The organism is Streptomyces sp. NPDC008137, from assembly GCF_042957035.1.
Classification (GTDB): Bacteria; Actinomycetota; Actinomycetes; order Streptomycetales; family Streptomycetaceae; genus Streptomyces.
Window position 1 is genome coordinate 17670 of record NZ_JBIBHN010000034.1, and the last position, 23153, is coordinate 40822.

The following is a 23153-nucleotide window of genomic DNA, read 5'->3' on the forward strand; positions in this document are numbered from 1 at the left end:
GGCCTTCTCCCTTCGGGGACAGGGCCGCCCGGGGCCCCACCCGTCCCGCGAAAGGCCCCTATGACCCCGCGTGGTGACGACGATCCGGCGGCCGGACAGGCCCGCGCGCTGCTGCGTACGGCCACCCGGTACAGCGGGGCCCGCTGTGCGGCCCTGTGCCTGGTGAGCATCACCGCGACCGGCGCCGGACTGCTGCTGCCCGCCGCGCTCGGCCGGGCCCTCGACCTTCTGCTGGCGCAGGCTCCGGCGACCCGCTGGGTGCTCTACTGCGCCGGCCTCGTGCTGCTGCTCGCCCTGCTCGACGCGGCGCAGACCGTTCTCACCGGCACCGTCGACGCCCGTAGCACCGCGTGGCTGCGCCGCACACTCACCGGACACGTCCTGGCCGTCGGCCCCCGCGCGGCCGACCGCTTCGGCTCCGGTGACCTCGTCGCCCGTCTGGTCGGCAACGCGGCCGAGGCGGGGACCACGCCCGCGGCCCGGGCGGCGCTCCTCGCGGCGCTCGCCGGGCCGGTCGGCGGCGTGGTCGCGCTCGGCCTGATCGACTGGTGGCTCGCGGCCGTCTTCCTCGTCGGAGCCCCCGTTCTCACTCTTCTGCTGCGCGCCGTCTCCCGTGACACCTCGGAGAGCGCGGCCCGGTATCAGCGGGCCCAGGGCCGGATCGCGGCCGCGCTCGCGGAGGCCGTCGAGGGCGTCCGTACGGTCCGGGCGGCGGGTACGGAGGACAAGGAGACGGCCCGCGTGCTGCGCCCGCTGCCCGAGCTGTCCCGGGCCGGACACCGCATGTGGCGGGTGCAGGGGCGGGCCGCCGCGCAGGCGGTCGCCGTGGCGCCGCTGCTGCACCTCGGGGTCGTCGCCGTGGCCGGTGTGCTGCTCACCCGGGACCGCCTGTCGGTGGGGGACGTCCTCGCGGCCTCGCGGTACGCGGTGCTCGCGACGGGCGTCGGCGTCCTGGTCGGCCGGCTCGCGGGCCTGGCGCGGGCCCGGGCGGCGGCCCGGCGTCTCGGGGAGGTCCGGACAGAGCCCGCGACCGGGTTCGGCGCGTGCCCGCTGCCCGACGGGCCCGGCCGGCTGGAGCTGCGCGGCGTGACGGCCCGGCGCGGCGGACGCGTCGTGCTCGACGGAGTGGACCTCGTCGTGCCGGGGGGCACGACGATGGCCGTGGTCGGCCCGTCCGGTGCGGGCAAGTCGTTGCTGGCCGCGCTCGCCGGGCGGCTGGCCGACCCGGACGAGGGCGAGGTGCTCCTCGACGGGGTGCCGCTGCGCGACCTGACCCACGCCGACCTGCGCGGGGCCGTCGGCTACGCCTTCGCCCGCCCGGCCCTCCTGGGCGGCACGGTCGGGCAGGCGATCGGCCTCGGCCTGCCCGACCCCTCCCCCGCCCGCGTCCGGGAGGCGGCCCGCACGGCCCTCGCCGACGACTTCGTCCGGCGTCTTCCCGACGGCTACGACACGGCCGTCGCCGACGCCCCGCGTTCCGGCGGCGAGTCCCAGCGGCTGGGCCTCGCCAGGGCCTTCGCCCACGGCGGCCGGCTGCTGATCCTCGACGACGCCCTCTCCAGCCTGGACACGGTGACGGAACGCCACATCACGGACGCCCTCCTCGGCGACGGCCCGGGCGGCACCCGGCTGCTGGTCGCCCACCGCAGTGCGACGGCGGCGTCCGCCGATGCGGTGGCATGGCTGGACGAGGGGCGGGTGCGGGCGGTGGGGCGGCACGAGGAGCTGTGGCGGCTCGCGGAGTACCGGGCGGCGTTCGGGGAGGGGACGGAACCGGCCGGTACGGGTGCGAGCGCGGAAGGGGGTGTGCCGGCATGACGGGCCGGATCCGGACGCGCGCGACTTCCGGGGACGGCGGATCCCCCGCCGGAACTGGCCTCCCGACCCGGGGTCTGCGCTTTCTGCTGGCCCGCCGCCGGGTCCTGTTCAGCCTGGTCGCCTGGTCCGTGCTCGAGACCGGGCAGACCTTTCTCATCGGCTACGGTCCCGCCCGCGCCCTGGACGAGGGGTTCCTGAAGGGGCGGGCGGACGTCGGGCTGATCTGGCTGGCGGTGACCGGGCTCGGTGTGCTCGTCGGCGCGTACGGGACCGCGCGGGTGTACGCCGCCGTCGCCGCGCTGGTCGAACCCCTCCGGGACCGGCTCGTGGAACGGGTCGTCTCGCGCGGCGTGCGGACCGGTGACCCGGGCTCGTTGTCGGGGCTGACGCAGCAGGTGGAGATCGCCCGGGACACCTTCGCCGGGCTGGTGATGGTCTCCCGTTCCTTCGTGTTCACCGCCGCCGGTGCCCTGGCCGGTCTGTTCGCCCTCGCCCCGCCGCTGCTGCTCGTCGTCGGGCCGCCCCTCGTCGCCGGAGTGGCACTGTTCGCGGCGACACTGCGGCCGCTGGCCCGGCGGCAGGAGAGGTTCCTCGTCGCCGACGAGGCGCTCGCCGGTGAGCTGGGCGCCGTCTGCCCGGGCCTGCGGGACATCACGGCGACCGGAGCGGAGGCACACATCTCCGCCGGCACCGGCGAACGGGTGGAGGCGGAGCTGCGGGCCGCACGTGCCCTGGCCCACTGGAGCGTGCTGCGCGTGGCGTCCCTGGCGGTCGGCGGCCAGCTGCCGATCGTGCTGCTGCTCGCCGCCGCCCCGTGGCTCCTGGCCCACGGCGTCACCACCGGCGCCCTGGTCGGTGCCCTCGCCTATGTCACCCAGTCCCTGCTGCCCGCCCTGCGCAACCTGGTCCATGGTCTGGGCACGAGCGGCTCCCGCCTGACGGTGGTGCTGCGCAGGCTGGCCCGGACGGACCCCGGCCCGCCCACGGGGAAGCCGGGCCCCGGACTCCCCGCGCCGGAGAAGGCCGAGGGCACACCCCCGGCCTTCTCCCTCACCTCAGCCACGTTCGCCTACGGCCCCGCCAGTGCCCCCGTGATCCAGGAGCTCGACCTCGCCCTCCCGGCCGGCTCGCACCTGGCCGTCGTCGGCCCGAGCGGCACCGGCAAGTCCACCCTCACCGCCCTGGTCGCCGGGCTCCTCACGCCGGACCGGGGGACGATCACGGTGGGCGGGCACCCCGTGCCCGGACCGGAGGCGGCCGCCGCGCGCGTACTGATCCCGCAGGAGGCGTACGTCTTCGACGCCACGCTGGCCGAGAACCTCGCATATCTGCGGCCGGACCCGGTGCCCGAGGAGGAGCTGCTCGCCGCGGCGGAGACGGTCGGGCTCGCCCCGCTGGCCGGCCGGCTCGGCGGTCTCGGCGCGCGGGTCGACCCGGCGGCCCTGTCGGCAGGCGAACGCCAGCTGATCGCGCTGACCAGGGCCTATCTGTCACCCGCCCCGCTCGCCCTGCTCGACGAGGCGACCTGTCATCTGGACCCGGAGACGGAGGAACGCGCGGAGCGGGCCTTCGCCGCGCGGCCGGGCGGGACCCTGGTGGTCGTCGCCCACCGCATCAGCTCGGCCCGCCGCGCCGGCCGGGTGCTGGTCATGGACGGCGGGAGCACGGCGTACGGCGGTCACGAGGAACTGCTGCGGACCTCGGAGCTCTACCGTGACCTCGTCGGCAGCTGGGCGCCCGGCCCGGCCCGGCGGCGGTCAGAGCCAGCCCTGCCCCTGCGAGATGCGGATCGCGTCGATGCGGTTGCGGGCCCCGGTCTTACGGGTGATGGCGGCCATGTAGTTGCGCACCGTCCCGTGGGACAGGTGCAGGCTCCCGGCTATCTCCGCGATGGAGGCTCCCTCGGCCGCGAGGGTTAGCACGCTCAGCTCTCGACGGGTCAGCGGCATCTCGGCCGCCTTGAGAAACCCGAAGCCCAGCGAGCCGTTGATGAAACGTTCCCCCTCAGCAACGCTGCGGATTGCGCGCAGCAGATTCTGCGGCGAGCCCTCCTTGTCGACGTAGCCGAGCGCGCCCGCCTCGACCGCCCGCTTCAGCAGTCCGGGCCTGTTGGCGGTGGCGAGCACGAGTAATCGCGGGCGCGACCGGTCCGGGCCCGGCCGACACAGCTCGCCCAGCGGAGGGATGCCGTAGGAGTCGGCACACTCCAGGTCCGCCGCACAAACGTCCGGATGCACGGATCGCACCAAGCCCGGGGCGCCGCGCCACGGCGTGTCGTGCACCGCCAGATCGGGCTCCCCCCGCAGCCACTCCGCCAGCACCGATCTCACCAGACATTCGTCGTGCACCAACAGCACCCGAATCACTGCCGCCCCCCTCGCTCGCCGTACGCCCCCTCGTCGTGTTGAGCGTGTGCCCCATTGTTCGCGACGGTGACCCTGCGTGGGCGCGAAGATCCAGCCATAAGGGTGCGCGGGGGCGCACGTGCGGCGCCCGTACGCCCGGCCGCGCTTCGACTTCGGCGGCATGAGATACGGCCGTCGGGGTACGCGGGCGCCCTTGCTGGAGCCGGAAGGCTGTAACCGACGGTAACTGTGGATCGTTCCGGTGCCGCTCGTCGTGCGCGACGGGCCGTCAGGGTGGAGATTTGTTCCTGAGCCCGGTCGCGCGGCCGTGCGAGGAGGTGGTCGGCGTGTCCGAGGGGCAGTCGTCCGCACAGGCGCCGGCAGCCGCCAGGACGCCGGTCGGCCGTCCGCTGCTGTCCCTGGCCTTGGCCTCGATGATGGACGAGGTGCACGCCCACTCCGGCGCGGTGTACCTGATGGCTCCGGACCAGCCGGTGCTGGAGATGGCGGTGATGGCCGGGCTGCCCCGGGCGTTCGCGGCGCCCTGGGAGCGGGTGGGGCTGAGCGCTCCGATCCCGGTCGCGGACGCGGCACGCGAGCGGCGACTGGTCTGGGTCGGCGGCGAGGAGGAGATGGCCCGCCACTACCCGCGGATCGCCGTGGTGCTGCCCTATCCGTTCGCCCTGGCCGCGGTGCCGGTGGCGACCGAGTCCACCGTCTACGGCGCGGTCTTCGTGACCTGGCCGGGCGGGCATCCACCAGAGCTGTCCGACCATGAGCGCGAGCATCTGACGGCGGCCTGCGGCCGGCTCGCGGTCCGGCTGGAGCGGGCGGCCGAGCACAGCATCCCGCCGCACCCCGAGACCGACATGCTGGCCTCGCCCCTGGTGGGCGGGATCGCCGGCACGCTCGGCACGGTCGAGGCGGCCCGGATGGTGAGCCGGCTGCCGTACGGACTGGTCTCGCTGGATCTGCACGGGCGGGTCGGCTTCGTCAACGCGGCGGCGGCGGAACTGCTGAACGTCCCGGTCAGCCGGCTGCTCGGCACCCAGCTGTGGGCGTCGGTGCCATGGCTCAACGACCCGGTGTACGAGGACCGCTACCGGGCCGCGCTGATGAGCCAGCACACCACGTCGTTCGTGGCGCTGCGCCCGCCGGGCGAGTGGCTGTCGTTCCGGCTGTATCCGAGCACGACCGGCCTCAGCGTCCGGATCACCAGGTCGCGGGCCGTGTCGGAGATGAACCGGGCCGCGCCCTCGCGCGACGGGACGCAGTCCCGGCTGGTCACCATCTCCCAGGTGCTGAATCTGGCCGGCGCGCTCACCGAGGCGGTCGGGGTGCAGGACGTGGTGCAGCTCGTCGCGGACGAGATCGCCCCGACCGTGGGCAGCCAGGCCCTGGTCGTGCTGGGCTCGCGGGCGAACCGGCTGCGCGTGCTCGGACATCGCGGGTACCGCGACGCGCACACGGTGGAACAGTTCGACGGGATGCCGCTCACCGAGCCCATGCCCGGCACGAAGGTGCTGCGGACGGGCGTGCCCGCGTTCTTCGAGTCGCGGGAACAGCTGGAGCGCCTCTACCCGGCGCGGCTCGCCACCCCCGACGGATTCGCGGCCTGGGCCTATCTGCCGCTGATCGCCCAGGGACGGCCGGTGGGGACGTGCGTGCTCTCCTTCACCGAGCCGCACCCCTTCCCTACGGAGGAGCGGGCGGTGCTGACGAGCCTGGCCGGGCTGATCGCCCAAGCGCTGGAGCGGGCCCTGCTCTACGACGCCAAACACCGGCTCGCGCACGGCCTCCAGGAGGCGCTGCTGCCGCACTCGCTGCCGGCGCTGCCCGGGATCGAGGCGGCCGGCCGCTATGTGCCGGCCACTCAGGGCATGGACATCGGCGGCGACTTCTACGACCTGGTGGGCACGCAGGGCACGGCGGCGGCGGTGATCGGGGACGTGCAGGGGCACAACGTCACGGCGGCCGGGCTGATGGGGCAGGTCCGCACCGCGGTGCGCGCGTACACGGCCGTGGGCCAGGCGCCCGAGGAGGTCATGCGCAGCACCAACCGGCTGCTGCTCGACCTGGGGGCCGAACTGTTCGCCAGTTGCCTGTACCTGCGGCTCGACCCGGCGCACGGCCGGGCCGTGATGTCCCGGGCGGGTCATCCGCCGCCGCTGCTGAGACGGCCGGACGGGCGGGTGCGCGTCCTGGACCTGGCCGGGGGCCCGCTGCTGGGCATCGACTCCTCGGCGGTGTATCCGACGACGGAGGTCGTCCTCGCCCCCGGCTCGCTGCTCGTCCTCTACACCGACGGGCTGGTCGAGTCCCCCGGCACGGACTTCGAGGAGGCCCTCGCGGACCTGGGCCGGCGCCTGGCCGACGCCGGGGACCAGCCGCTGGACGAGCTGGCCGACAGTCTCGTTCATCAGGGGCGGCACCACCGGGACGGGGAGGAACGGCTCGACGACATCGCGCTGTTGCTGCTCAGGGCCGTCGGGTAGGGCGGGCGGGGCATACACGGACGGGCCGGTCCCCCGCACGAGGACCGGCCCGGTGCACCGCCGTACGGTGCTCGAATGCGCCGGTGGGCCGACCCGGTCCCGCCAGGAAGGGGGCGGGACCGGGCCGGCATCGTCGGACCGGCTCCGACGGTTCTCAGGTCAGCGGGACTCGGTCAGACCCGAGTTGTCCTCGACGCCCTGCCCGGCGTCCTGACCGGCACCGGCTCCCGCTTCCTCGCCCGCACCGGCCTGCTCGCCGGCACCGGCACCGGCTTCTTCACCAGCGCCGGCCTCCTCACCAGCGCCCGCACCGGCACCGGCTTCCTCGCCCGCACCGGCCTCTTCACCGGCACCGGCCTCCTCACCAGCGCCCGCACCGGCACCGGCTTCCTCGCCCGCACCGGCTTCCTCGCCGGCGCCGGCCTCCTCACCGGCGCCCGCACCGGCACCCGCGCCGAGGGTCGCGCCGACCGCCTCCAGGGCGGTGGTCACCGGCTGGAAGAACGTCTCGCCGCCGGCCGTGCAGTCACCGCTGCCGCCCGAGGTCAGGCCGATCGCGAGGCCGTCCTGGGTGAACAGCGAGCCGCCGCTGTCGCCGGGCTCGGCACAGACATTGGTCTGGATGAGACCGGTGACGGTGCCCTCCGGGTAGTTCACCGTGGCCTCGAGCCCGAGGACCTGGCCGTCGTTGAGCCCGGTGGTGCTGCCCATCCGGAAGACCTCCTGGCCGACGGTCGCCTCCGCGGCCTCGGTGATCGGGACGGTCTGCTCTCCGGTGTTGACCTCGCTGGGCGCCTCGGTCGCCGGGTCGTCGTACTTCACTAGCGCGAAGTCACCGTCACCCGGGAAGGTCGACTGGTCGACGGTGGCGATGGGCTGGCCGCCCTGCGCGTCCGACCACTCATTGCCGCCGAGGGTGCAGTGACCGGCCGTCAGGAAGGCGGGCGAGCCGTCGCCCGCGGTGACGTTGAAGCCGAGGGAGCAGCGCGAGCCGCCCGCGAAGATGGCGTCGCCGCCGGAGACGAACGGCTTGAAGGTGCCCGCGGACTTCGTGAGGGTCGCCATGCCGGTACCGAGGCTCTTGACCGTCGATTCCAGTCTGTCCCACTTGGCGCCGGTCACGGTGCTGTCGGCGGTGACACGCAGCTTGTTCGTCTGCGGGTCGATCGACCACGAGGTGCCCGCGATGGTCGCGTCGGACTTCAGGGTCTGCGCCCCGCTCTGCAGCTCCGACCAGCTGTTCTCGACCTCGCGGACCTGCGCGCCGGCCGCCTTCGCCTGCACGATCACGTTGTTGTTGTCGCCCGGTACGACGTTGACGACGAGCTGCTGGCTGTCCCCGTCGTAGTAGGAGCCGCCGAACGCCTCGCCGAGGAGCCCGGAGAGCTGCGAGGCGAGATCCGAGGCGTCGCCCGCCTTCAGTGTCTTCGGCGCGGCGGCAGCGTCGTCGGACGAACCGTCCTGGGACGCGTTGGCGTTGGGGAGCAGGATCGCGGCCGCGCCGAGCGCCACCACGCCGCCCACCGCTATCGCGGCCTTGCGCTTCGGAATTCGCTTGTGACTCAAACTTCTCTCCTCCTGGGGGGACGGAGCCTTGCCGCCGTCCGGCAGCTTCTGGGGGGCGCCTGGATGGCTGTAGGTACGCACGGGTCGCATGGGGTGTTCAATCGCGTTTGCAAGTGATCCCTTCGCCTCGCGGAATCAGCCAACTCCCGCCGCCCGCAAGGCGACCGCCCGGTCTGCGACGGCCCTGGTCACAGGGAGGGGCCGGGCGGACGAGCCCAGTCGGTCCAGAAGCGCGCCTGGCTTGATGACGATCTTTCGGCCGCGGCCTTCGTCGCGACCCGCCGAACCGACACGATCCGTATCCGGGCGGAAACGATCTGTTGCGAATGCCGAGTCGAATCCCGACTTCAGCGAATCTGCACATCGAATGCTCAACCCGGTCACCAAGCGGAGGGTTATCCACAAGCCGGAGGTGCCTGTCACGCCTTTGGGGCGGGAGTGCCGGATTCGCCGCCTCCGGATGCAAGGCGCCGGACGGGCCGATGCTGTGGCGCATGTGAAGAACTCGCCACCGAGACGTGCGCACTCCTGCACGGATGGGTACCGCCGGGTCGCAAGTTCGCTGGTGAGACGCCTGGTTGATTGGAAGCGCGGACGCGCAGCGTGCTTTGATCCATCGCATCGCGGGAGCCGCGAGGGCACTCCGGAAACGGGTGCCCGGCGCTCGCGGTCGCGGCCGTCATCTGTCCCCAGAGGGGGCCGCTCCCCCCTTGTGAGATATCCATATGAAGGGAAGTTCCACCATGAACTCCACCCCCCAGGTTGAGACCGTCGAGATCGCCGACGCCCAGCTCGACGCCATCTCCGGTGGCCTGTCCGTGAACGCCGTCAACACCGTCACCGACACGGTCGACAGCATCGCCCCGGTCTCCGGCGTCGTCGACACCGCCGTCGGCACCGTCGAGGGTGTCACCGGCCTGAACACGGCCCCGGTCACCGGCCTGGTCTCCGGCCTCTGATCGAGCCTTTGTGCCGTTGATTCCCGGAACCGCAGCCGGCGGTTCCGGGTTCTTCGGGTGCCGTGACCGTTTCCGTCACGGCCGTAAGTACCTCTTCTACGGGTGAGGGAAGTTCCTTGCAGTTCCGCCAACAGGCCCTCGCCAAGCTCCAGTCACCGGAGGAACTCGACCTCCCGGTGCGCTTCGCCCGCCCGCAGGGCTGGCTCGTGCTCTCGGTGACCGTGGTCGCCATGGCGGCCGCCTCGGTGTGGGCGGTGACCGGCTCGGTGGCCTCCACCGTCAGCGCACCCGCCATCCTCACGCACGGGCAGGGCAGTTACCTCCTCCAGAGCCCCGTCGCGGGCCAGGTCACCTCAGTGCTCGCGAAGCAGGGCGAGCAGGTGACCGCGAACTCCCCCGTACTGAAGGTCCGTACGGCCAAGGGCGAGGTCGTCGTCCGCGCGCTCGACGCGGGCCGGGTCTCCGGGCTCGCCGCGACCGTCGGGCAGATCATCCAGACCGGCGCGAACGTGGCCGCCGTCGAGAAGGTCGCCCACAGCGAGGACGCCTTGTACGCGACCGTCTACGTGCCCGCCGAGAACGCCGCCTCGATCCCCGACGACGCCGAGGTGGACCTGACCGTGCAGTCGGTGCCGACCCAGGAGTACGGCGTGCTGCGCGGCCATGTGAAGTCGGTGGACCGCGCGGCCCAGTCCCCGCAGCAGATCTCCGCGTTCCTCGGGGACAGCCAGCTGGGCGAGCAGTTCACCAAGAAGGGCAGGCCGGTGGCCGTGACGGTCCGGCTGGACAAGTCGTCCGGCACGAAGAGCGGATACAAGTGGTCGTCCGCGGACGGGCCGCCGTACAAGCTGTCCTCGATGACGATGGCCTCGGGCTCGATCCGGCTCACCGACCAGCGTCCCGTCGACTGGCTGCTGCCATGAGCGCCACCGCGCAGGAGCCCCGGAGCAGCAGGCGCCGCGCGGCCCCGCCGAAGCGCAAGGTGCCCAAGGCCGCCGCGAAGACAGTGCGTACGCCCACCGTGCTCCAGATGGAGGCCGTCGAGTGCGGCGCCGCCTCCCTGGCGATGGTGCTCGGCCACTACGGCAAGCACGTCCCGCTGGAGGAGCTGCGCATCGCCTGCGGCGTCTCCCGCGACGGATCGCGCGCCAGCAATCTCCTCAAGGCGGCCCGCTCCTACGGCCTGACGGCCAAGGGCATGCAGATGGACCTGGCCGCCCTCGCCGAGGTGAAGTCGCCGGCCGTCCTGTTCTGGGAGTTCAACCACTACGTCGTCTACGACGGCATGGGCCGCCGCTTCGGGCGCCGCGGCGTCTACATCAACGACCCCGGCAAGGGCCGCCGTTTCGTCCCGATGGAGGACTTCGACGGCAGCTTCACCGGTGTCGTACTGGTCATGGAGCCCGGCGAGGACTTCGCCCGGGGCGGCCGCAAGCCCGGCGTCCTCGGCGCCATGCCCGCCCGGCTGCGCGGCACGGCGGGCACGATGCCCGCGGCGGTGCTCTCCAGCCTGCTGCTGGTGGCGGTCGGCGCAGCGGTGCCCGCGCTCAGCCGCACCTACATCGACGAGTTCCTGATCGGCAACCAGACCTCGCTGCTCGGTGTGCTGTTCGCGTCGATGGGCGCGTGCGTGCTGCTCACCGTGGTGCTGACCTGGCTCCAGCAGGCCAATCTGCTGCACGGCCGCATCATCTCCTCCACCCTGTCCAGCGCCCGCTTCCTGCGGCATCTGCTGCGGCTGCCGGTGACGTTCTTCTCCCAGCGCAGCCCGGCCGACCTCGTGCAGCGGCTGCAGTCCAACGACGCGGTCGCCGAGACCCTGTCCCGCGACCTCGCGGCGGCGGGCGTGGACGCGATCGTGGTCGTCCTGTACGCCGTGCTGCTGTACACCTACGACCCGCAGCTGACGTTCGTCGGCATCGGCGTGGCGCTGCTGAACATCGTGGCCATGCGCGTGGTCGTACGGCTGCGCGCGACCCGTACGGCGAAGCTGCGCGCCGACACGGCACGGCTCACCAACACCGCCTACACCGGTCTGCAGCTGATCGAGACGATGAAGGCGACCGGCGGCGAGGACGGCTACTTCCGCAAGTGGGCCGGGCAGCACGCCACCACGCTGGAGGAGCAGCAGCGGCTCGGCGTGCCGAGCGCCTGGCTGGGCGTGGTGGCGCCGACGCTGGCCACCCTCAACAGCGGGCTCATCCTCTGGATCGGCGGTATGCGGGCGGTCGAGGGCCATATCTCGGTCGGCCTGCTGGTCGCCTTCCAGGCCCTGGTCGCCCGCTTCACCGCCCCGCTGACCCGGCTCAACGGCGTCGCGGGCCGCATCCAGGACTTCGCGGCCGACGTGGCCCGGCTGAAGGACGTGGAGAACTTCAAGGCCGACCCGCTCTACGGCCGGCCCGACTCCGGCGACGGGTCGACGCGCCGCCTGCAGGGCCATGTCGAGCTGGAGAACATCACCTTCGGCTACAGCCCGCTCGACAAGCCCCTGCTCACGGGCTTCGACCTGACGGTCGGCCCGGGCCGGCAGGTCGCGCTGGTCGGCGGTTCCGGCAGCGGCAAGTCCACGGTGTCGAGGCTGATCTCCGGCCTGTACGCGCCGTGGGAGGGCGTGATCCGCATCGACGGGCAGCGCATCGACGACATTCCGCGCGGGGCGCTCGCCGCCTCCGTCTCCTTCGTCGACCAGGACGTGTTCCTCTTCGAGGGCACCGTCCGTGACAACGTCGCCCTGTGGGACCCGTCGATCCCGGACGACGCGGTGGAGGACGCGCTGCGGGACGCCGCCCTGTACGACGTGATCACGCGCCGCCCCGGCGGCATCCACAGCAAGGTCGAGCAGGACGGCCGCAACTTCTCCGGCGGTCAGCGGCAGCGGCTGGAGATCGCGCGGGCGCTGGTGCGCCGGCCGAGCATCCTGGTGCTGGACGAGGTGACGAGCGCGCTGGACGCGGAGACCGAGCTGGTCGTGATGGACAACCTGCGCAGGCGCGGCTGTGCCTGTGTGGTGATCGCGCACCGGCTCAGCACCGTGCGCGACAGCGACGAGATCGTCGTCCTGGAGCACGGCACGGTCGTGGAGCGGGGACGGCACGAGGAGCTGGTGGCGCGCGGCGGCGCGTACGCCACGCTGGTCAGGGAGCGGTGAGATGACGACCGTTCAGGGACATGAGGGCGACCTCGTCCTGGGCGCTTTCGGGCAGATGGGCTCGCGCATCGACTGCGCCGGGTTCAACCGTCTCGATCTGGAGGGCCCGCAGGTGCTGTGGCTGGTCGTCTCCGGCGCCGTGGACCTGTTCGCGGTGGACGCCGGCCAGCAGGGCCACTGGCATCACCTCGGCCGTCTCGAGCCGGGCTCACTGGTGCTCGGCCCGGTGCCCGGCCCGCAGCACACGCTGGTCGCCCGCCCGCTGCGGGACTGCGTGGTGCACCGGATCGGCCTGCGCGAGCTGTACCAGCCCGCCGACACCGCGACCTGGTCGTACGACGAGTACGGCAATCCGCAGTACGTGCCTCCGACGACGTCTCCGCTGGAGTACGCGCTGGCCCTGGGCGTCGGCCGCAGTCTGTCGATCCTGTTCCAGGCGCCGATGGCGTCCGAGCGGGCCGCGGCCCCCACGGACGACGACGTGTTCTGGATGCAGGTGCCGCCGGGCAGCGTGCAGTACGGCTCGCTGTACGGCGCGGAGGCCGCGGCCGACCTGCTGATGGACCCGGGCCTGTGGCAGAGCATGGTCGACCAGCAGTACCGGCTGCTGACCACGCTGGACCGCTGGATCGAGCAGCTGGAACGCACCCACGAGACGCGGACGGCCGAGGGCATCAAGGCCGGTGAGGCGGTCCGTGCCCAGGCCGACCAGACGCTGCTGGCCTCCATCGGCAAGCGGTCCTCGAAGCGGACCACCTCGGCCGACGCCGACGCCTCGTACGCGGCCTGCAAGCTGGTCGGCCAGGCGGCCGGGATCAGGCTCACCGAGCCCACCCAGAAGGGCACCGGCGGCGACCGCCTCGACCCGGTCGAGCAGGTCGCGCTGGCCTCACGCGTCCGCGCCCGGGCCGTGCGCCTGGACGGCCGCTGGTGGCGGGACAACGTCGGTCCGCTGGTCGGGCACCGGGCCCTGTCGGGTGCGCCGGTGGCGCTGCTGTGGCGGCGCGGCGGCTATGTCGCCGTCCATCCGTCGACCGGCCGTGAGACGCCGATCGAGAAGGCCAACGCCGACGAGTTCGAGCCGCGTGCGGTGATGTTCTACCGCCCGCTGCCCGAGCGGAGTCTCAGCCCGCTCGGGCTGCTGCGGTTCTGTATGCAGGGCATGCGCGGCGACCTGACCGGTCTGCTGCTCAGCGGCCTGGTCACGGTGGCGATCGGCGCGATGGTGCCGATCGCGACCGGCAAGGTGCTCGGCGAGTTCGTGCCCAAGGCGCAGACGAACCTGATCGTGCAGGTGTGTCTGGCGGTGATGCTCAGCAGCGTGGTGGCGGCGGCCTTCATGCTGTTGCAGAACCTCACCATCCTGCGGATCGAGGGCCGGATCGAGGCCACGCTCCAGCCGGCCGTGTGGGACCGGCTGCTGAGACTGCCGACGCGGTTCTTCACCGAGCGCTCCACCGGCGAACTGGCCAGCGCGGCCATGGGCATCAGCTCGATCCGGCGGCTGCTGGCGGGGGTCGGGCCGACGGTCGCCCAGTCGGTGACCATCGGGGCGATGAACCTGGGGCTGCTGCTGTGGTTCAGCGTGCCGATGGCGATGGCAGCGATCGGCATGCTCGTCGTCATCGCGGCCGTGTTCCTGGGGCTGGGGCTGTGGCAGGTGCGCTGGCAGCGCCGTCTCGTGGTGCTCTCCAACAAGCTGAACAACCAGGCGTTCCAGACTTTGCGCGGTCTGCCCAAGCTGCGGGTGGCCGCCGCCGAGAACTACGCGTACGCCGCGTGGGCGTCGGAGTTCGCGCGCAGTCGGGAGCTCCAGCAGAAGGTCGGCCGCATCAAGAACCTCTCGACGGTGCTGGGCGCGGTGTATCTGCCGCTGTGCACGCTGCTGATGTTCATGCTGCTGGCCGGACCGGCCCGGGGGTCGATGTCGGCGGCGGCGTTCCTCACGTTCAACACCTCGGTGACGATGGTGCTGACCGCCGTGACGCAGCTGACCGGCTCGTTCGTCTCCGCGGTGGCCGCGCTGCCGCTGTTCGAGGAGATCCGGCCGGTGCTGGACGCGACGCCGGAGGTGCGGACGGCGAGCACGCGGCCGGGTCCGCTGTCCGGCGCGATCGAGGCCCGGCGGGTCTCCTTCCGGTACTCGGACGACGGTCCGCTGATCCTGGACGAGGTGTCGTTCGAGGTGAAGCCGGGCGAGTTCGTCGCGGTCGTCGGTCCCAGTGGCTGCGGCAAGTCGACGCTGCTGCGTCTGCTGATCGGCTTCGACCGGCCGCTGTCGGGCAGTGTGCTGTACGACGGGCAGGACCTGGGGGCTCTCGACCAGTCGGCGGTGCGACGGCAGTGCGGGGTGGTGCTCCAGCACGCGCAGCCGTTCACCGGCTCCATTCTGGACGTCATCTGCGGCACCGAGCCGTACACGCCGGAGGAGGCGATGGCGGCGGCCGAGATGGCGGGCCTCGCCGAGGACATCAAGCGGATGCCGATGGGGCTGCACACCATCGTCTCGGGCAGCGGTGCCGTATCCGGCGGTCAGCGCCAGCGGCTGATGATCGCGCAGGCGCTGATCCGCCGGCCGCGCATCCTCTTCTTCGACGAGGCGACCAGCGCCCTCGACAACGAGACCCAGCGCACGGTCATCGAGAGCACCAAGGCGCTCAACGCGAGCCGGGTCGTCATCGCGCACCGGCTGTCCACCGTGATGGACGCCGACCGGGTCGTGGTGATGGAGGACGGCAAGGTCATCCAGCAGGGTCCGCCCGCGCAGCTGCTCGCCGACACCAGCGGTCGGCTGCACGAGCTGGTGCGACGGCAGATGGCGTGAGGGGTCAGTCCAGTCCCGGCACGGGGGCGCCGGAGGGCACCCCGGCCGCGCGATAGGCGGCGTAGAGCTCCTGCCAGGGCGCGTCGGCCCCGGCGTGCGGACCGGCGGTCCGCTCGCCGCGCGCCCTGGCGTCCAGCGCGGTCAGGCACACCTCCCAGCCGGCGCCGTTGCGGGCGGCGGTGTCCTCGGCCTGGAGGACGTTGGTGAGCGTGAAGCGGGTGCGCCTGTCGTCGGTCTCTTCCAGGTCGAAGCGCAGTTCGTCCCCGCCCCAGTCGAACGACAGGTGCCGGGGCGGGTCGACGGCGATGACCCGGCCCGTGGAGTCCGCCATGTGCGGGTCGCCGCCGAACCTGACCGTGCCGCCGGGGCGCAGCTCGATCTCGGCGCGGGAGGGGAACCAGCGTTCCAGTTCGTCGGGGTCGGTCACGAACCGCCAGACGCGGTCGACGGGATGGTCGTAGGTGCGGCTGAAGCGGACGGCGGGGCGGCCGTCGTCCAAGGTGAGATAGGTGCCGGTGAGTTCGGCTGCCATGGCGGATCAGTCCTTCGGTGCGGGTGGTTTCGTGGTGTCCGGCGTCTCGTCGAGGCGGCGGCCCAGTGCGTCGAGGCTCTCGTTCCAGAGCTTGCGGTAGGGGGCGAGCCAGGCGTCGAGTGCGGCGATCGGGCCGGGGTCCAGGGCGTAGACGCGTCGCTGCGCGTCCTGTCGCACCCGGACCAGGCCTGCCTCCCGCAGCACCTTGAGGTGCTTCGACGTGCTCGGCTGGCTCAGTCCGCACGCCTCGACGATCTCACCGACGGCCCGGGGCCGCTCCAGGAGCAGCGCGACGATTGCGCGCCGGTGGGGGTCGGCGAGGGCGGTCCAGAGGGCGGCGTCGGACATGGCTTCAATATGCCTCTGGCGTTATATACCTGTCAAGGAATATTCCTCACGGGCGCTTGTGGCCGATGGCGTGACTTCGCCGTACCGCAGGCACGCTTCCGTTGCTCCGGCGCGAATGTGGGTACGTCCGTCCAATGCGAATCAGCGTGATGGACGTGGGATCGAAGACGGTCAGACTCGTCGTCTCGGACGCGGAGGCCGGTGTGCCGCTGCCGGTGCACACCTCCAAGTGGCGGCTCAGGCTGTCCGAGCAGGTCACACCGGGGGAACCCATCCCTGAGCGGGCGGTCGGACAACTCGCCGACGCGGTCGCCGAGGCGAGCAGGACCGCCACGCGGTGGGGCGCGGCCGGTCCGCTCGCCTTCGCGACCGCCGTGGTGCGGGGCGCGCCGAACCGGCACGAGGTGCTGCACGCCGTCCGGGCCCGTACCGGTGTGGAGCTGTGCACCCTGCCGGGCGAGGTGGAGGCCGAACTGGCGTTTCTCGGCGCCCGGCGCTGGATGGGCTGGCGGTCGGGACCGCTCGCCCTCCTCGACATCGGTGGCGGCTCGCTCGAAGTCGCCTTCGGACGCGGCCGGTTGCCCGATTTCGTGGCGTCGCTGCCGCTGGGCGCGGGGCGGCTCACCCACGAGTTCTTCGAGGACGAGGACCCGCCGTCGCCGGAGCGGGTCCGGGCGCTGCGCCGCAGGGTCCGCCATCAGCTGCGGGACGTAGCTGCGCGGATCCGCTGGGAGGGGCCGCGCACCGTGGTCGCCACCTCCCGCACCTTCCAGCAGCTGGGCCGGCTGTGCGGCGCCGCACCCGGACGTCACGGCCCGTTCGTGGACCGGGAACTGCACCGCGCGCAGCTACGGGAGGCGGTCACGACACTGGCCGCTCTCCCCGCCGCCGAGCGCGCGCGCCTGCCCGGCATCTCCGCGCCGCGGGCCGCGCAGAGCCTGGCCGGCGCGGTGGTCGCGCACACCGCGATGAAGCTGACCGGCATCAGGTCCGTCACGGTCTGCCCCTGGGCGATCCGCGAGGGCGTGCTGCTGCGCCACATCGAGGACGGCCCGTCCTGGTGGGCGGAGGTGACATGCCACAGCGAGGAGGCCACCCCTCCTGACCGGGTGCCGCTGCGTATCGCCGCCGCCGCGGCCAACTGATCACGCGGCACGGAGCCGACGTACCGGACACGGAAAGGGGACCCCCAGATCGCACGACAGGGAGAGTGAGTGACCCGGGCGGGTGGCCTGGCCCTGCCCGGGTACTCGGCGCGCATGGAGCATGACCGCGACGAACCACGCCTGCCCACCCCGCGCGGCCCGCTGAGCAGGGGCGTCGAGGCATACCTGCGGGGCGCGGGCCGGCTGCCCCGCCCCGGGGAAGTCGCCCGGGCCCAGGTGTACGGCGACGATCTCCAGCTCGCCCTGTATCTCTGCTACGAGCTGCACTACCGCGGCTTCGCGGGCGTGGCCCCGGACCTGGAGTGGGACCCCGGCCTGCTGCGCACCCGGGCGGCTCTGGAGCACCGCTTCCTGTCCGCGCTGCGCACCGGCGCCCGGGTCCACGACAGCGTGGACGAGGCGCTGCGCGGCCTGCTGGTCGAGCCCGTGCACGGCACGGGCGTCACGCACTTCCTGTGTGACGAGGGCGAGCTGTGGCAGGTGCGCGAGTACGCGGCCCAGCGCTCCCTGTACCACCTCAAGGAGGCCGACCCGCACGCCTGGGTGCTGCCGCGGCTGTGGGGCCGGGCGAAGGCGGCGATGGCGGCGGTGGAGTTCGACGAGTGGGGCGGCGGCCGCGCCGACCGCGTGCACGCGCGGCTGTACGCGGACCTGATGACGGACCTGGGCCTGGACCCCACCTACGGCCGCTACCTCGACGCGGCGACCGCCGAGGCTCTGGTCACGGTGAACCTCATGTCCCTCTTCGGCCTGCACCGGTCCCTCCGGGGCGCCCTGGTCGGGCACTTCGCGACGGTCGAGATCACCTCGTCACCGGGGTCGCGGCGGCTCGCCGAGGCGATGCGCCGCACGGGCGCCGGGCCCGCGGCCGAGCATTTCTACGACGAGCACGTCGAGGCCGACGCTGTGCACGAGCAGGTGGTGCGCCATGACGTCATCGGCGGTCTACTGGAGCGGGAGCCGCACCTCGCCCCGGATGTCGCCTTCGGGATCGACGCCACCGAGTTCGTCGAGGACCGCTTCGGCGCCCGGCTGCTCACCGACTGGCGCGCGTCCCGTTCGTCACTTCATGCTCCGCTTTCTCTGGAGATGACCCATATCTCCTGAGGGTCGGGGTACCCGACCGGCGTGAATCCACTGGCACCCCCGGGCGTCTACGCCCCACAGGACGACACCGAGTTGCTCGCGGGCGCCCTGCGCGACGAGCCGCTTCCCCCGGGCGCGGAGGTCCTCGACGTGGGCACCGGGACCGGCGCACTGGCCCTGGCGGCCGCGCGCCGCGGTCTGCGGGTGACCGCCGTGGACGTGTCGCGGGGCGCCGTGTGGGCGGCGCGGCTGAACGCCCGGCTGGCGGGGCTCCCCCTCCGCATCCGGCACGGGAACCTCTTCGAACCGGTGCGCGGGGAGTCGTTCGATCTGATCCTGGCCAATCCGCCGTACGTGCCGGCGCCGGAGGACGGCGGGAAGCCGCGCGGCGCGTCACGTGCCTGGGACGCGGGCCCTGACGGACGCCTGGTCGTCGACCGGATCTGCCGGGAGGCGCCCGCCCTGCTGCGTCCGGGCGGGGTGCTCCTGCTCGTGCAGTCGGCGCTCAGCGACCCGGAACTGACCGTCGGACAGTTGCGCGCGTCCGGCCTGAAGGCCGCGGTGACCCGCCGGCACCGGATCACGTTCGGGCCGGTGCTGCGCGGCCGGGAACGCTGGCTGCGGCAGCGGGGACTGCTGTCCGCCGCCGAGAACGAGGAAGAGCTGGTGGTCGTCCGTGCCGAACTCCCCGTCTGACCGGTCCGCGCCGCCGCGGCGCGTCACCGTCCAGCGCAAGGGCCCGCTCCTGGTGGAGGGCCCGGTGGAGGTGGAGCTGGAGGACGGCTCCGTCGTCCGCTCCGACCGCTTCCGTGTGGCCCTGTGCACCTGCCGCCGCAGCCGCCGCTATCCGTGGTGCGACACGAGCCACCGCGACCGGGCGTGACCCGGGGGCCCGCCCCCGGGACAAAGCCCGGGGGCCGACGGGCGGCCCCACTCCGCCCGCCGGCCCCCTTGTACGAGATCGCGGATCCCCGCTGCGGCAACCCGGCTCCCCAGCAACGGGCCGCCTGTTTCACGGGAACCGCACGATCCCGGTCTCAGAACGCGAAGAGGCCCGAGCCGTGGGCGTTCTTCACGCAGTCGTTCGAGAAGGTGCGCTCATAGGAGACGCGCTGGCCCTGCCAGACACCGTCGACGGTGATGACCACGGGGTCGTACTGCTTGGTGCACATCACTCCGTCCCTGGCGGTCAGGGCGTCGATATTGCCGCCGACACCCCGTAGTTCCGCACAGGCCGAGCCGGCGGCCGGGTGCGTGCCGCCGGACGTCGGGGCACAGGTCAGGGTGACCGCGCGTTCCGGGGTCACGGCGATCGCGCTCTCACCGTGGCCCACCGTGAGTACGAGGGCCGACGGGGCGTAGAGCGCGGTGGGGGCCTGACCCGGACTGGCGAGCGCGGACCCGGTGAGGGGTCCGCAGACGGCGGTGGCCGTCAGGCCGAGGGTCATGGCCCAGCGCGCGGTGTTCCGCATTGTGTGCATCCTTCCGCTCGATTACAGGGTGTGCCGATCCATGCTCGGTCGGTGCCGGATCGGCGAGCGCGAGTCTGCCGAGTCCACCGCCGAAACACACATCGACCCCACTGGTTTCAGTAACATTGCGTATTGAATCAGTGGCGTGAAGTTACGGAATCCGGACGGACGAAGCCCGTAACCGCACGGCCTCCGGGAGCACGATGCGGCCAGATGGCCGATTCCAGGCTGTTCGTTAATAGGCCTGAAACATTCCGATTCCGCTCTCAGCCGACCACTTCGCATCCCCTTGTGTTCATGCTCAGGTCGAGTAATCGTCATTACATGATTACGAAAGAACAGAGAGAGAAGCTGCGCGGCTGGTTCGCCGGCCGCGTTCCCGACGACCTCTTCGAGGAGATGACCGAGCTCACGGTCGACCGCGAGGAGATCACCGTGATCGGCCGCATCCCCGAACCCCGGCTGGCTCAGGACGCTCCGGACGCCGAACGGGAGGCGGCCCTGGCGAGCCGGGTGCAAGAGTTCCGGGAGCGCACCCGCAAGGACCGGATGGCCGTGGCCCGGGAGGCCGAGCACCGGTTCGGACGGAAGGTGTCCTGGGGCGTGGAGTGCGGCGGCCGACGCACGCTCTTCACCCACGTGGCCGCGCCGGTGATGACACGGCTGCGCCAGCCTGAGCGCCAGGTCCTCGACACCCTGATCGCCGGCGGCGTCGCCCGCAGCCGCAGCGACGCGCTGGCCTGGTGCGTGCGTCTGGTCCAGCGTCATACGGACGACTGGCTCGCGGAGTTGCGCGACTCCCTCGAACACGTGCAGCGGGTGCGGGCGCAGGGGCCGGACGCCGAGCCGGACCCTACGCCGCCAGCTGACGGCGAGGAGTGACCGAGGAGTGGAGGAATCGTCCAACAGCGACGCCGAGAATGGATGATCCGTCCTCTGGCGTCGCCGACCGGTGATCGTTTACGGTCGGCAGACCCCATGAGGACGGCATCCGCGCGCCGCCGCACACCCCGGCGCCGGCGGGCGGCCGTCCGCTCAAGCCGTCGCGTCACACCGCGCTCCGCCGATCCGTCCCCGCTGGAGCCCTCTTGTCCTCGCCGGCCGAACGCCCCGCAGACGCCGACCCCCTCTCCCCCGCCGCGTCTCCCCCGTCCCTGACGGAGGTCGAGACCCATGGCGTCGACCGGATCCCGGACGCCGAGCGCTCCGCGACCCCGCTGGACCTGTTCCGGCTCTCCTTCGGCGGCGCCAACACCTTCTCCACCTGCGTTCTCGGCGCCTTTCCGATCCTGTTCGGCCTCTCCTTCTGGCAGGGTCTCGCGGCCACCATCCTCGGGGTCGTCGCGGGCGCGCTGATCCTGTGTCCTATGGCGGTGTTCGGCCCGGTCAACGGCACCAACAACGCCGTCTCCTCGTCCGCGCACCTCGGGGTGCACGGCCGGGTGGTCGGCTCGTTCCTGTCCCTGCTGACGGCCGTCGCGTTCTTCTCCCTCTCGGTGTGGAGCTCCGGTGACGCCCTGGTCGGCGGCGCACACCGGCTCTTCGGACTCGCCCGGGACGACCTGTCCTACGCCGTCGCCTACGCGTTGTTCGCGGTGCTGGTCCTCGCCGTCTGCGTGTACGGCTTCCGGTTCATGCTCTTCGTCAACAAGATCGCGGTGACGTCGGCGAGCGCTCTGTTCCTGCTCGGCGCGGTGGCGTTCGGGGGTGACTTCGACCCGTCGTACGCGGGCGTCTTCACCGACTCGGCGGACGCGGCGACGTCGGACCTGTTCTGGCCGTCGTTCATCGGGGCGGCGCTGATCGTGCTGTCGAACCCGGTGTCGTTCGGGGCGTTCCTCGGCGACTGGTCGCGCTACATCCCCGCGAGCACCCCGCGCCGGAGGGTGGTCGGGGCCGCGTTCCTGTCGCAGCTCGCGACGCTGCTGCCGTTCCTGTTCGGCCTGACTACCGCCAGCATCGTCGCGGCGAAGGCACCGGACTACGTCGACCCGGCGGCCCCCGACTTCGTGGGCGGGCTGCTCGCGATCTCCCCGGGCTGGTTCTTCCTGCCGGTGTGCCTGCTGGCGCTGATCGGCGGCATGGCGACGGGCACGACGGCGCTGTACGGCACCGGGCTCGACTTCTCCTCCGTGTTCCCCGGGCTGTCCCGGGTCCAGGCGACGCTGCTGGTCGGCGCGTTGTCGATCGGGTTCATCTTCGCCGGCCGGTTCGGCCTCGACCTCGTGCGCTCCATCTCGACCTTCGCCACGGTGATCATCACCTGTACGACGCCGTGGATGGTCGTGATGACATTGGGCTACTGGACACGGCGCGGCTGGTACGACCCGGAGGCGCTCCAGGTCTTCAACCGCCGTCAGCGCGGCGGCCGTTACTGGTTCGCGCACGGCTGGAACTGGCGGGGCATGACCGCCTGGTGGGTAGCGGCGGTACTCGGTGTGCTGTTCACCGACATCCCCGGGCAGTTCGTCGGCCCGCTCGGCGGCCTGGCCGGGGGTGTGGACATCAGCCTGCCGCTGTCGCTGGTCGTGGCGGCGGTGCTCTTCCTGACCCTGCTGTGGCTGTTCCCCGAACCCCGGGCGGTGTACGGCCCCGAGGGCGCCCGGCTGGCCCGGACCGTCGAGGTGCCCGTGCCGCCGATCACCGGGCCCGGCGCCGAGGGGGCGTTGTCAGACCGCTCGGCTAAGTTGCCGGCATGACGAACTTCGTGCTGGTGGCGGGGACATGGCTCGGGGCGTGGGCGTGGGAGGAGGTGGCGGGCGAGTTGCGCGCCGCCGGGCACGACGTGCGTGCCGTGACGCTGTCGGGCCTCGCCGGGAAGCAGGGGCTGCCCGCGGGGCAGCAGACACACGTCCAGGACATCGTCGACGAGGTCGAGCGGCTCGACCTGCGAGACGTCGTCCTGGTCGGGCACAGCTACGCGGGCGTCCCGGTCGGACAGGCCGCCGAGCGGATCGGCGGCCGGCTGGCCCGGGTGGTGTTCGTCGACGCCATGGTGCCGGTCGACGGCGAGTCGGCCCTCTCGGGCTGGCCGAGCGAAGCCGTGCGGGAGGCGATCGCCGCGAACGGCTTCTGGCCGCCGCAGACCGCGCCCGACTACGCGGGACAGGACCTGACGGACGAACAGATCGCCCGCATCGTGAACGGCTCGACCCCGCACCCGGGCGCCACGGCGACCGAACCGGCCGTGCTGCGCGGTGACCTCGGCGCGCTTCCGACGACGTACGTCAAATGCCTGCTCGACGGCGAGGAGCCGATGCCCGTGGTGGCCGAGCTGCTAGAGAGCGAGTGCTGGGAGCTGATCGAGATGGACACCGGCCACTGGCCGATGTTCTCCCGCCCGCGCGAACTGGCACGCGTCCTGCACGAGTCGGCGACCCGGCGATGATCG

General features: G+C 72.5%; 18 protein-coding genes and 1 pseudogene. 14 read left to right on the top strand and 5 right to left on the bottom strand.

Annotated features, from left to right (window positions below; translation table 11 throughout):
* Window positions 1-60 precede the first annotated feature (60 nt).
* Complete coding sequence (locus ACFZBT_RS34905; RefSeq protein ID WP_391112495.1) at window positions 61-1818, top strand: ABC transporter transmembrane domain-containing protein; 1758 nt, start codon at window positions 61-63, stop codon at window positions 1816-1818.
* On the top strand, window positions 1815-3737 hold the full coding sequence (locus ACFZBT_RS34910) for an ATP-binding cassette domain-containing protein (RefSeq protein WP_391112498.1): 1923 nt from the start codon (window positions 1815-1817) through the stop codon (window positions 3735-3737). Before ACFZBT_RS34905 ends, ACFZBT_RS34910 begins: the two co-directional genes overlap by 4 nt.
* Here the strand turns inward: ACFZBT_RS34910 and ACFZBT_RS34915 are convergent.
* Window positions 3660-4346, bottom strand: a pseudogene (locus ACFZBT_RS34915) (LuxR C-terminal-related transcriptional regulator); the annotation flags it as partial. The gene ACFZBT_RS34910 and the pseudogene ACFZBT_RS34915 overlap by 78 nt on opposite strands.
* A 155-nt stretch (window positions 4347-4501) precedes the next feature.
* Here ACFZBT_RS34915 and ACFZBT_RS34920 point away from each other — a divergent pair.
* Window positions 4502-6658, top strand: a complete 2157-nt coding sequence (locus ACFZBT_RS34920; protein ID WP_391112655.1) for a SpoIIE family protein phosphatase — start codon at window positions 4502-4504, stop codon at window positions 6656-6658.
* Between the two features lie 159 nt (window positions 6659-6817).
* Here the strand turns inward: ACFZBT_RS34920 and ACFZBT_RS34925 are convergent, their stop codons facing one another.
* Window positions 6818-8224, bottom strand: a complete 1407-nt coding sequence (locus ACFZBT_RS34925) for a trypsin-like serine protease (protein ID WP_391112501.1) — start codon at window positions 8222-8224, stop codon at window positions 6818-6820.
* Window positions 8225-8967: 743 nt separating this feature from the next.
* Between ACFZBT_RS34925 and ACFZBT_RS34930 the strand changes: the two genes are divergently transcribed.
* From ACFZBT_RS34930 to ACFZBT_RS34945, 4 genes are all read left to right on the top strand, one after another.
* A complete protein-coding gene (locus tag ACFZBT_RS34930; RefSeq protein WP_189721965.1) occupies window positions 8968-9183 on the top strand; it encodes a type A2 lantipeptide in 216 nt (71 codons plus the stop codon).
* Between the two features lie 116 nt (window positions 9184-9299).
* The gene (locus ACFZBT_RS34935; RefSeq protein ID WP_391112504.1) at window positions 9300-10106 is read left to right on the top strand and encodes an HlyD family efflux transporter periplasmic adaptor subunit; all 807 of its coding nucleotides are present in this window, start codon (window positions 9300-9302) and stop codon (window positions 10104-10106) included.
* Complete coding sequence (locus tag ACFZBT_RS34940) at window positions 10103-12334, top strand: NHLP family bacteriocin export ABC transporter peptidase/permease/ATPase subunit (protein WP_391112507.1); 2232 nt, start codon at window positions 10103-10105, stop codon at window positions 12332-12334. The genes ACFZBT_RS34935 and ACFZBT_RS34940 overlap by 4 nt, the downstream gene beginning before the upstream one ends.
* Window position 12335: 1 nt before the next feature.
* The gene (locus ACFZBT_RS34945; RefSeq protein ID WP_391112510.1) at window positions 12336-15158 is read left to right on the top strand and encodes an NHLP bacteriocin export ABC transporter permease/ATPase subunit; all 2823 of its coding nucleotides are present in this window, start codon (window positions 12336-12338) and stop codon (window positions 15156-15158) included.
* A gap of 4 nt (window positions 15159-15162) precedes the next feature.
* Here ACFZBT_RS34945 and ACFZBT_RS34950 read toward each other — a convergent pair whose 3' ends face one another.
* Together ACFZBT_RS34950 and ACFZBT_RS34955 are read right to left on the bottom strand one after the other, a co-directional pair.
* Window positions 15163-15690 (bottom strand): SRPBCC domain-containing protein, encoded by a 528-nt coding sequence (locus ACFZBT_RS34950; protein WP_391112513.1) that lies wholly within the window; start codon window positions 15688-15690, stop codon window positions 15163-15165.
* Window positions 15691-15696: 6 nt separating this feature from the next.
* Window positions 15697-16038 (bottom strand): metalloregulator ArsR/SmtB family transcription factor, encoded by a 342-nt coding sequence (locus ACFZBT_RS34955; protein ID WP_391112516.1) that lies wholly within the window; start codon window positions 16036-16038, stop codon window positions 15697-15699.
* Between the two features lie 134 nt (window positions 16039-16172).
* Between ACFZBT_RS34955 and ACFZBT_RS34960 the strand changes: the two genes are divergently transcribed.
* From ACFZBT_RS34960 to ACFZBT_RS34975, 4 genes are all read left to right on the top strand, one after another.
* The gene (locus ACFZBT_RS34960) at window positions 16173-17183 is read left to right on the top strand and encodes a Ppx/GppA family phosphatase (protein ID WP_391112519.1); all 1011 of its coding nucleotides are present in this window, start codon (window positions 16173-16175) and stop codon (window positions 17181-17183) included.
* Window positions 17184-17297: 114 nt separating this feature from the next.
* The gene (locus ACFZBT_RS34965; protein WP_391112658.1) at window positions 17298-18311 is read left to right on the top strand and encodes an iron-containing redox enzyme family protein; all 1014 of its coding nucleotides are present in this window, start codon (window positions 17298-17300) and stop codon (window positions 18309-18311) included.
* Between the two features lie 21 nt (window positions 18312-18332).
* A complete protein-coding gene (locus ACFZBT_RS34970; RefSeq protein ID WP_391112522.1) occupies window positions 18333-18986 on the top strand; it encodes a HemK2/MTQ2 family protein methyltransferase in 654 nt (217 codons plus the stop codon).
* Window positions 18967-19173, top strand: a complete 207-nt coding sequence (locus ACFZBT_RS34975; protein ID WP_184587059.1) for a CDGSH iron-sulfur domain-containing protein — start codon at window positions 18967-18969, stop codon at window positions 19171-19173. The genes ACFZBT_RS34970 and ACFZBT_RS34975 overlap by 20 nt, the downstream gene beginning before the upstream one ends.
* A gap of 154 nt (window positions 19174-19327) precedes the next feature.
* On the opposite strand, the gene ACFZBT_RS34980 is transcribed toward ACFZBT_RS34975, so the two are convergent.
* The gene (locus tag ACFZBT_RS34980) at window positions 19328-19762 is read right to left on the bottom strand and encodes a protease inhibitor (RefSeq protein ID WP_391112525.1); all 435 of its coding nucleotides are present in this window, start codon (window positions 19760-19762) and stop codon (window positions 19328-19330) included.
* Window positions 19763-20086: 324 nt separating this feature from the next.
* Here ACFZBT_RS34980 and ACFZBT_RS34985 point away from each other — a divergent pair, with 324 nt between their 5' ends.
* The 3 genes from ACFZBT_RS34985 to ACFZBT_RS34995 all read left to right on the top strand — a co-directional run bounded on the left by ACFZBT_RS34985 (window position 20087) and on the right by ACFZBT_RS34995 (window position 23150).
* A complete protein-coding gene (locus ACFZBT_RS34985) occupies window positions 20087-20644 on the top strand; it encodes a hypothetical protein (protein ID WP_391112528.1) in 558 nt (185 codons plus the stop codon).
* Window positions 20645-20850: 206 nt separating this feature from the next.
* Entirely contained in the window at window positions 20851-22461 is a 1611-nt protein-coding gene (locus ACFZBT_RS34990; RefSeq protein ID WP_391112529.1) for a cytosine permease, read from the top strand.
* Window positions 22458-23150 carry an alpha/beta fold hydrolase gene (locus ACFZBT_RS34995; RefSeq protein ID WP_391112531.1) on the top strand — a complete coding sequence of 231 codons (693 nt, stop codon included), beginning with the start codon at window positions 22458-22460 and terminating at the stop codon, window positions 23148-23150. The genes ACFZBT_RS34990 and ACFZBT_RS34995 overlap by 4 nt, the downstream gene beginning before the upstream one ends.
* Window positions 23151-23153: the final 3 nt, after the last annotated feature.

Bases quoted from the DNA above. Each gene is read 5' to 3' on its own strand.
- ACFZBT_RS34945 (WP_391112510.1), top strand. From the start codon at position 12,336: ATGACGACCGTTCAGGGACATGAGGGCGACCTCGTCCTGGGCGCTTTC.
- ACFZBT_RS34950 (WP_391112513.1), bottom strand. From the start codon at position 15,690: ATGGCAGCCGAACTCACCGGCACCTATCTCACCTTGGACGACGGCCGC.
- ACFZBT_RS34965 (WP_391112658.1), top strand. From the start codon at position 17,298: ATGGAGCATGACCGCGACGAACCACGCCTGCCCACCCCGCGCGGCCCG.
- ACFZBT_RS34940 (WP_391112507.1), top strand. From the start codon at position 10,103: ATGAGCGCCACCGCGCAGGAGCCCCGGAGCAGCAGGCGCCGCGCGGCC.
- ACFZBT_RS34910 (WP_391112498.1), top strand. From the start codon at position 1,815: ATGACGGGCCGGATCCGGACGCGCGCGACTTCCGGGGACGGCGGATCC.
- ACFZBT_RS34905 (WP_391112495.1), top strand. From the start codon at position 61: ATGACCCCGCGTGGTGACGACGATCCGGCGGCCGGACAGGCCCGCGCG.
- ACFZBT_RS34930 (WP_189721965.1), top strand. From the start codon at position 8,968: ATGAACTCCACCCCCCAGGTTGAGACCGTCGAGATCGCCGACGCCCAG.
- ACFZBT_RS34980 (WP_391112525.1), bottom strand. From the start codon at position 19,762: ATGCGGAACACCGCGCGCTGGGCCATGACCCTCGGCCTGACGGCCACC.
- ACFZBT_RS34960 (WP_391112519.1), top strand. From the start codon at position 16,173: ATGCGAATCAGCGTGATGGACGTGGGATCGAAGACGGTCAGACTCGTC.
- ACFZBT_RS34955 (WP_391112516.1), bottom strand. From the start codon at position 16,038: ATGTCCGACGCCGCCCTCTGGACCGCCCTCGCCGACCCCCACCGGCGC.
- ACFZBT_RS34985 (WP_391112528.1), top strand. From the start codon at position 20,087: ATGATTACGAAAGAACAGAGAGAGAAGCTGCGCGGCTGGTTCGCCGGC.
- ACFZBT_RS34995 (WP_391112531.1), top strand. From the start codon at position 22,458: ATGACGAACTTCGTGCTGGTGGCGGGGACATGGCTCGGGGCGTGGGCG.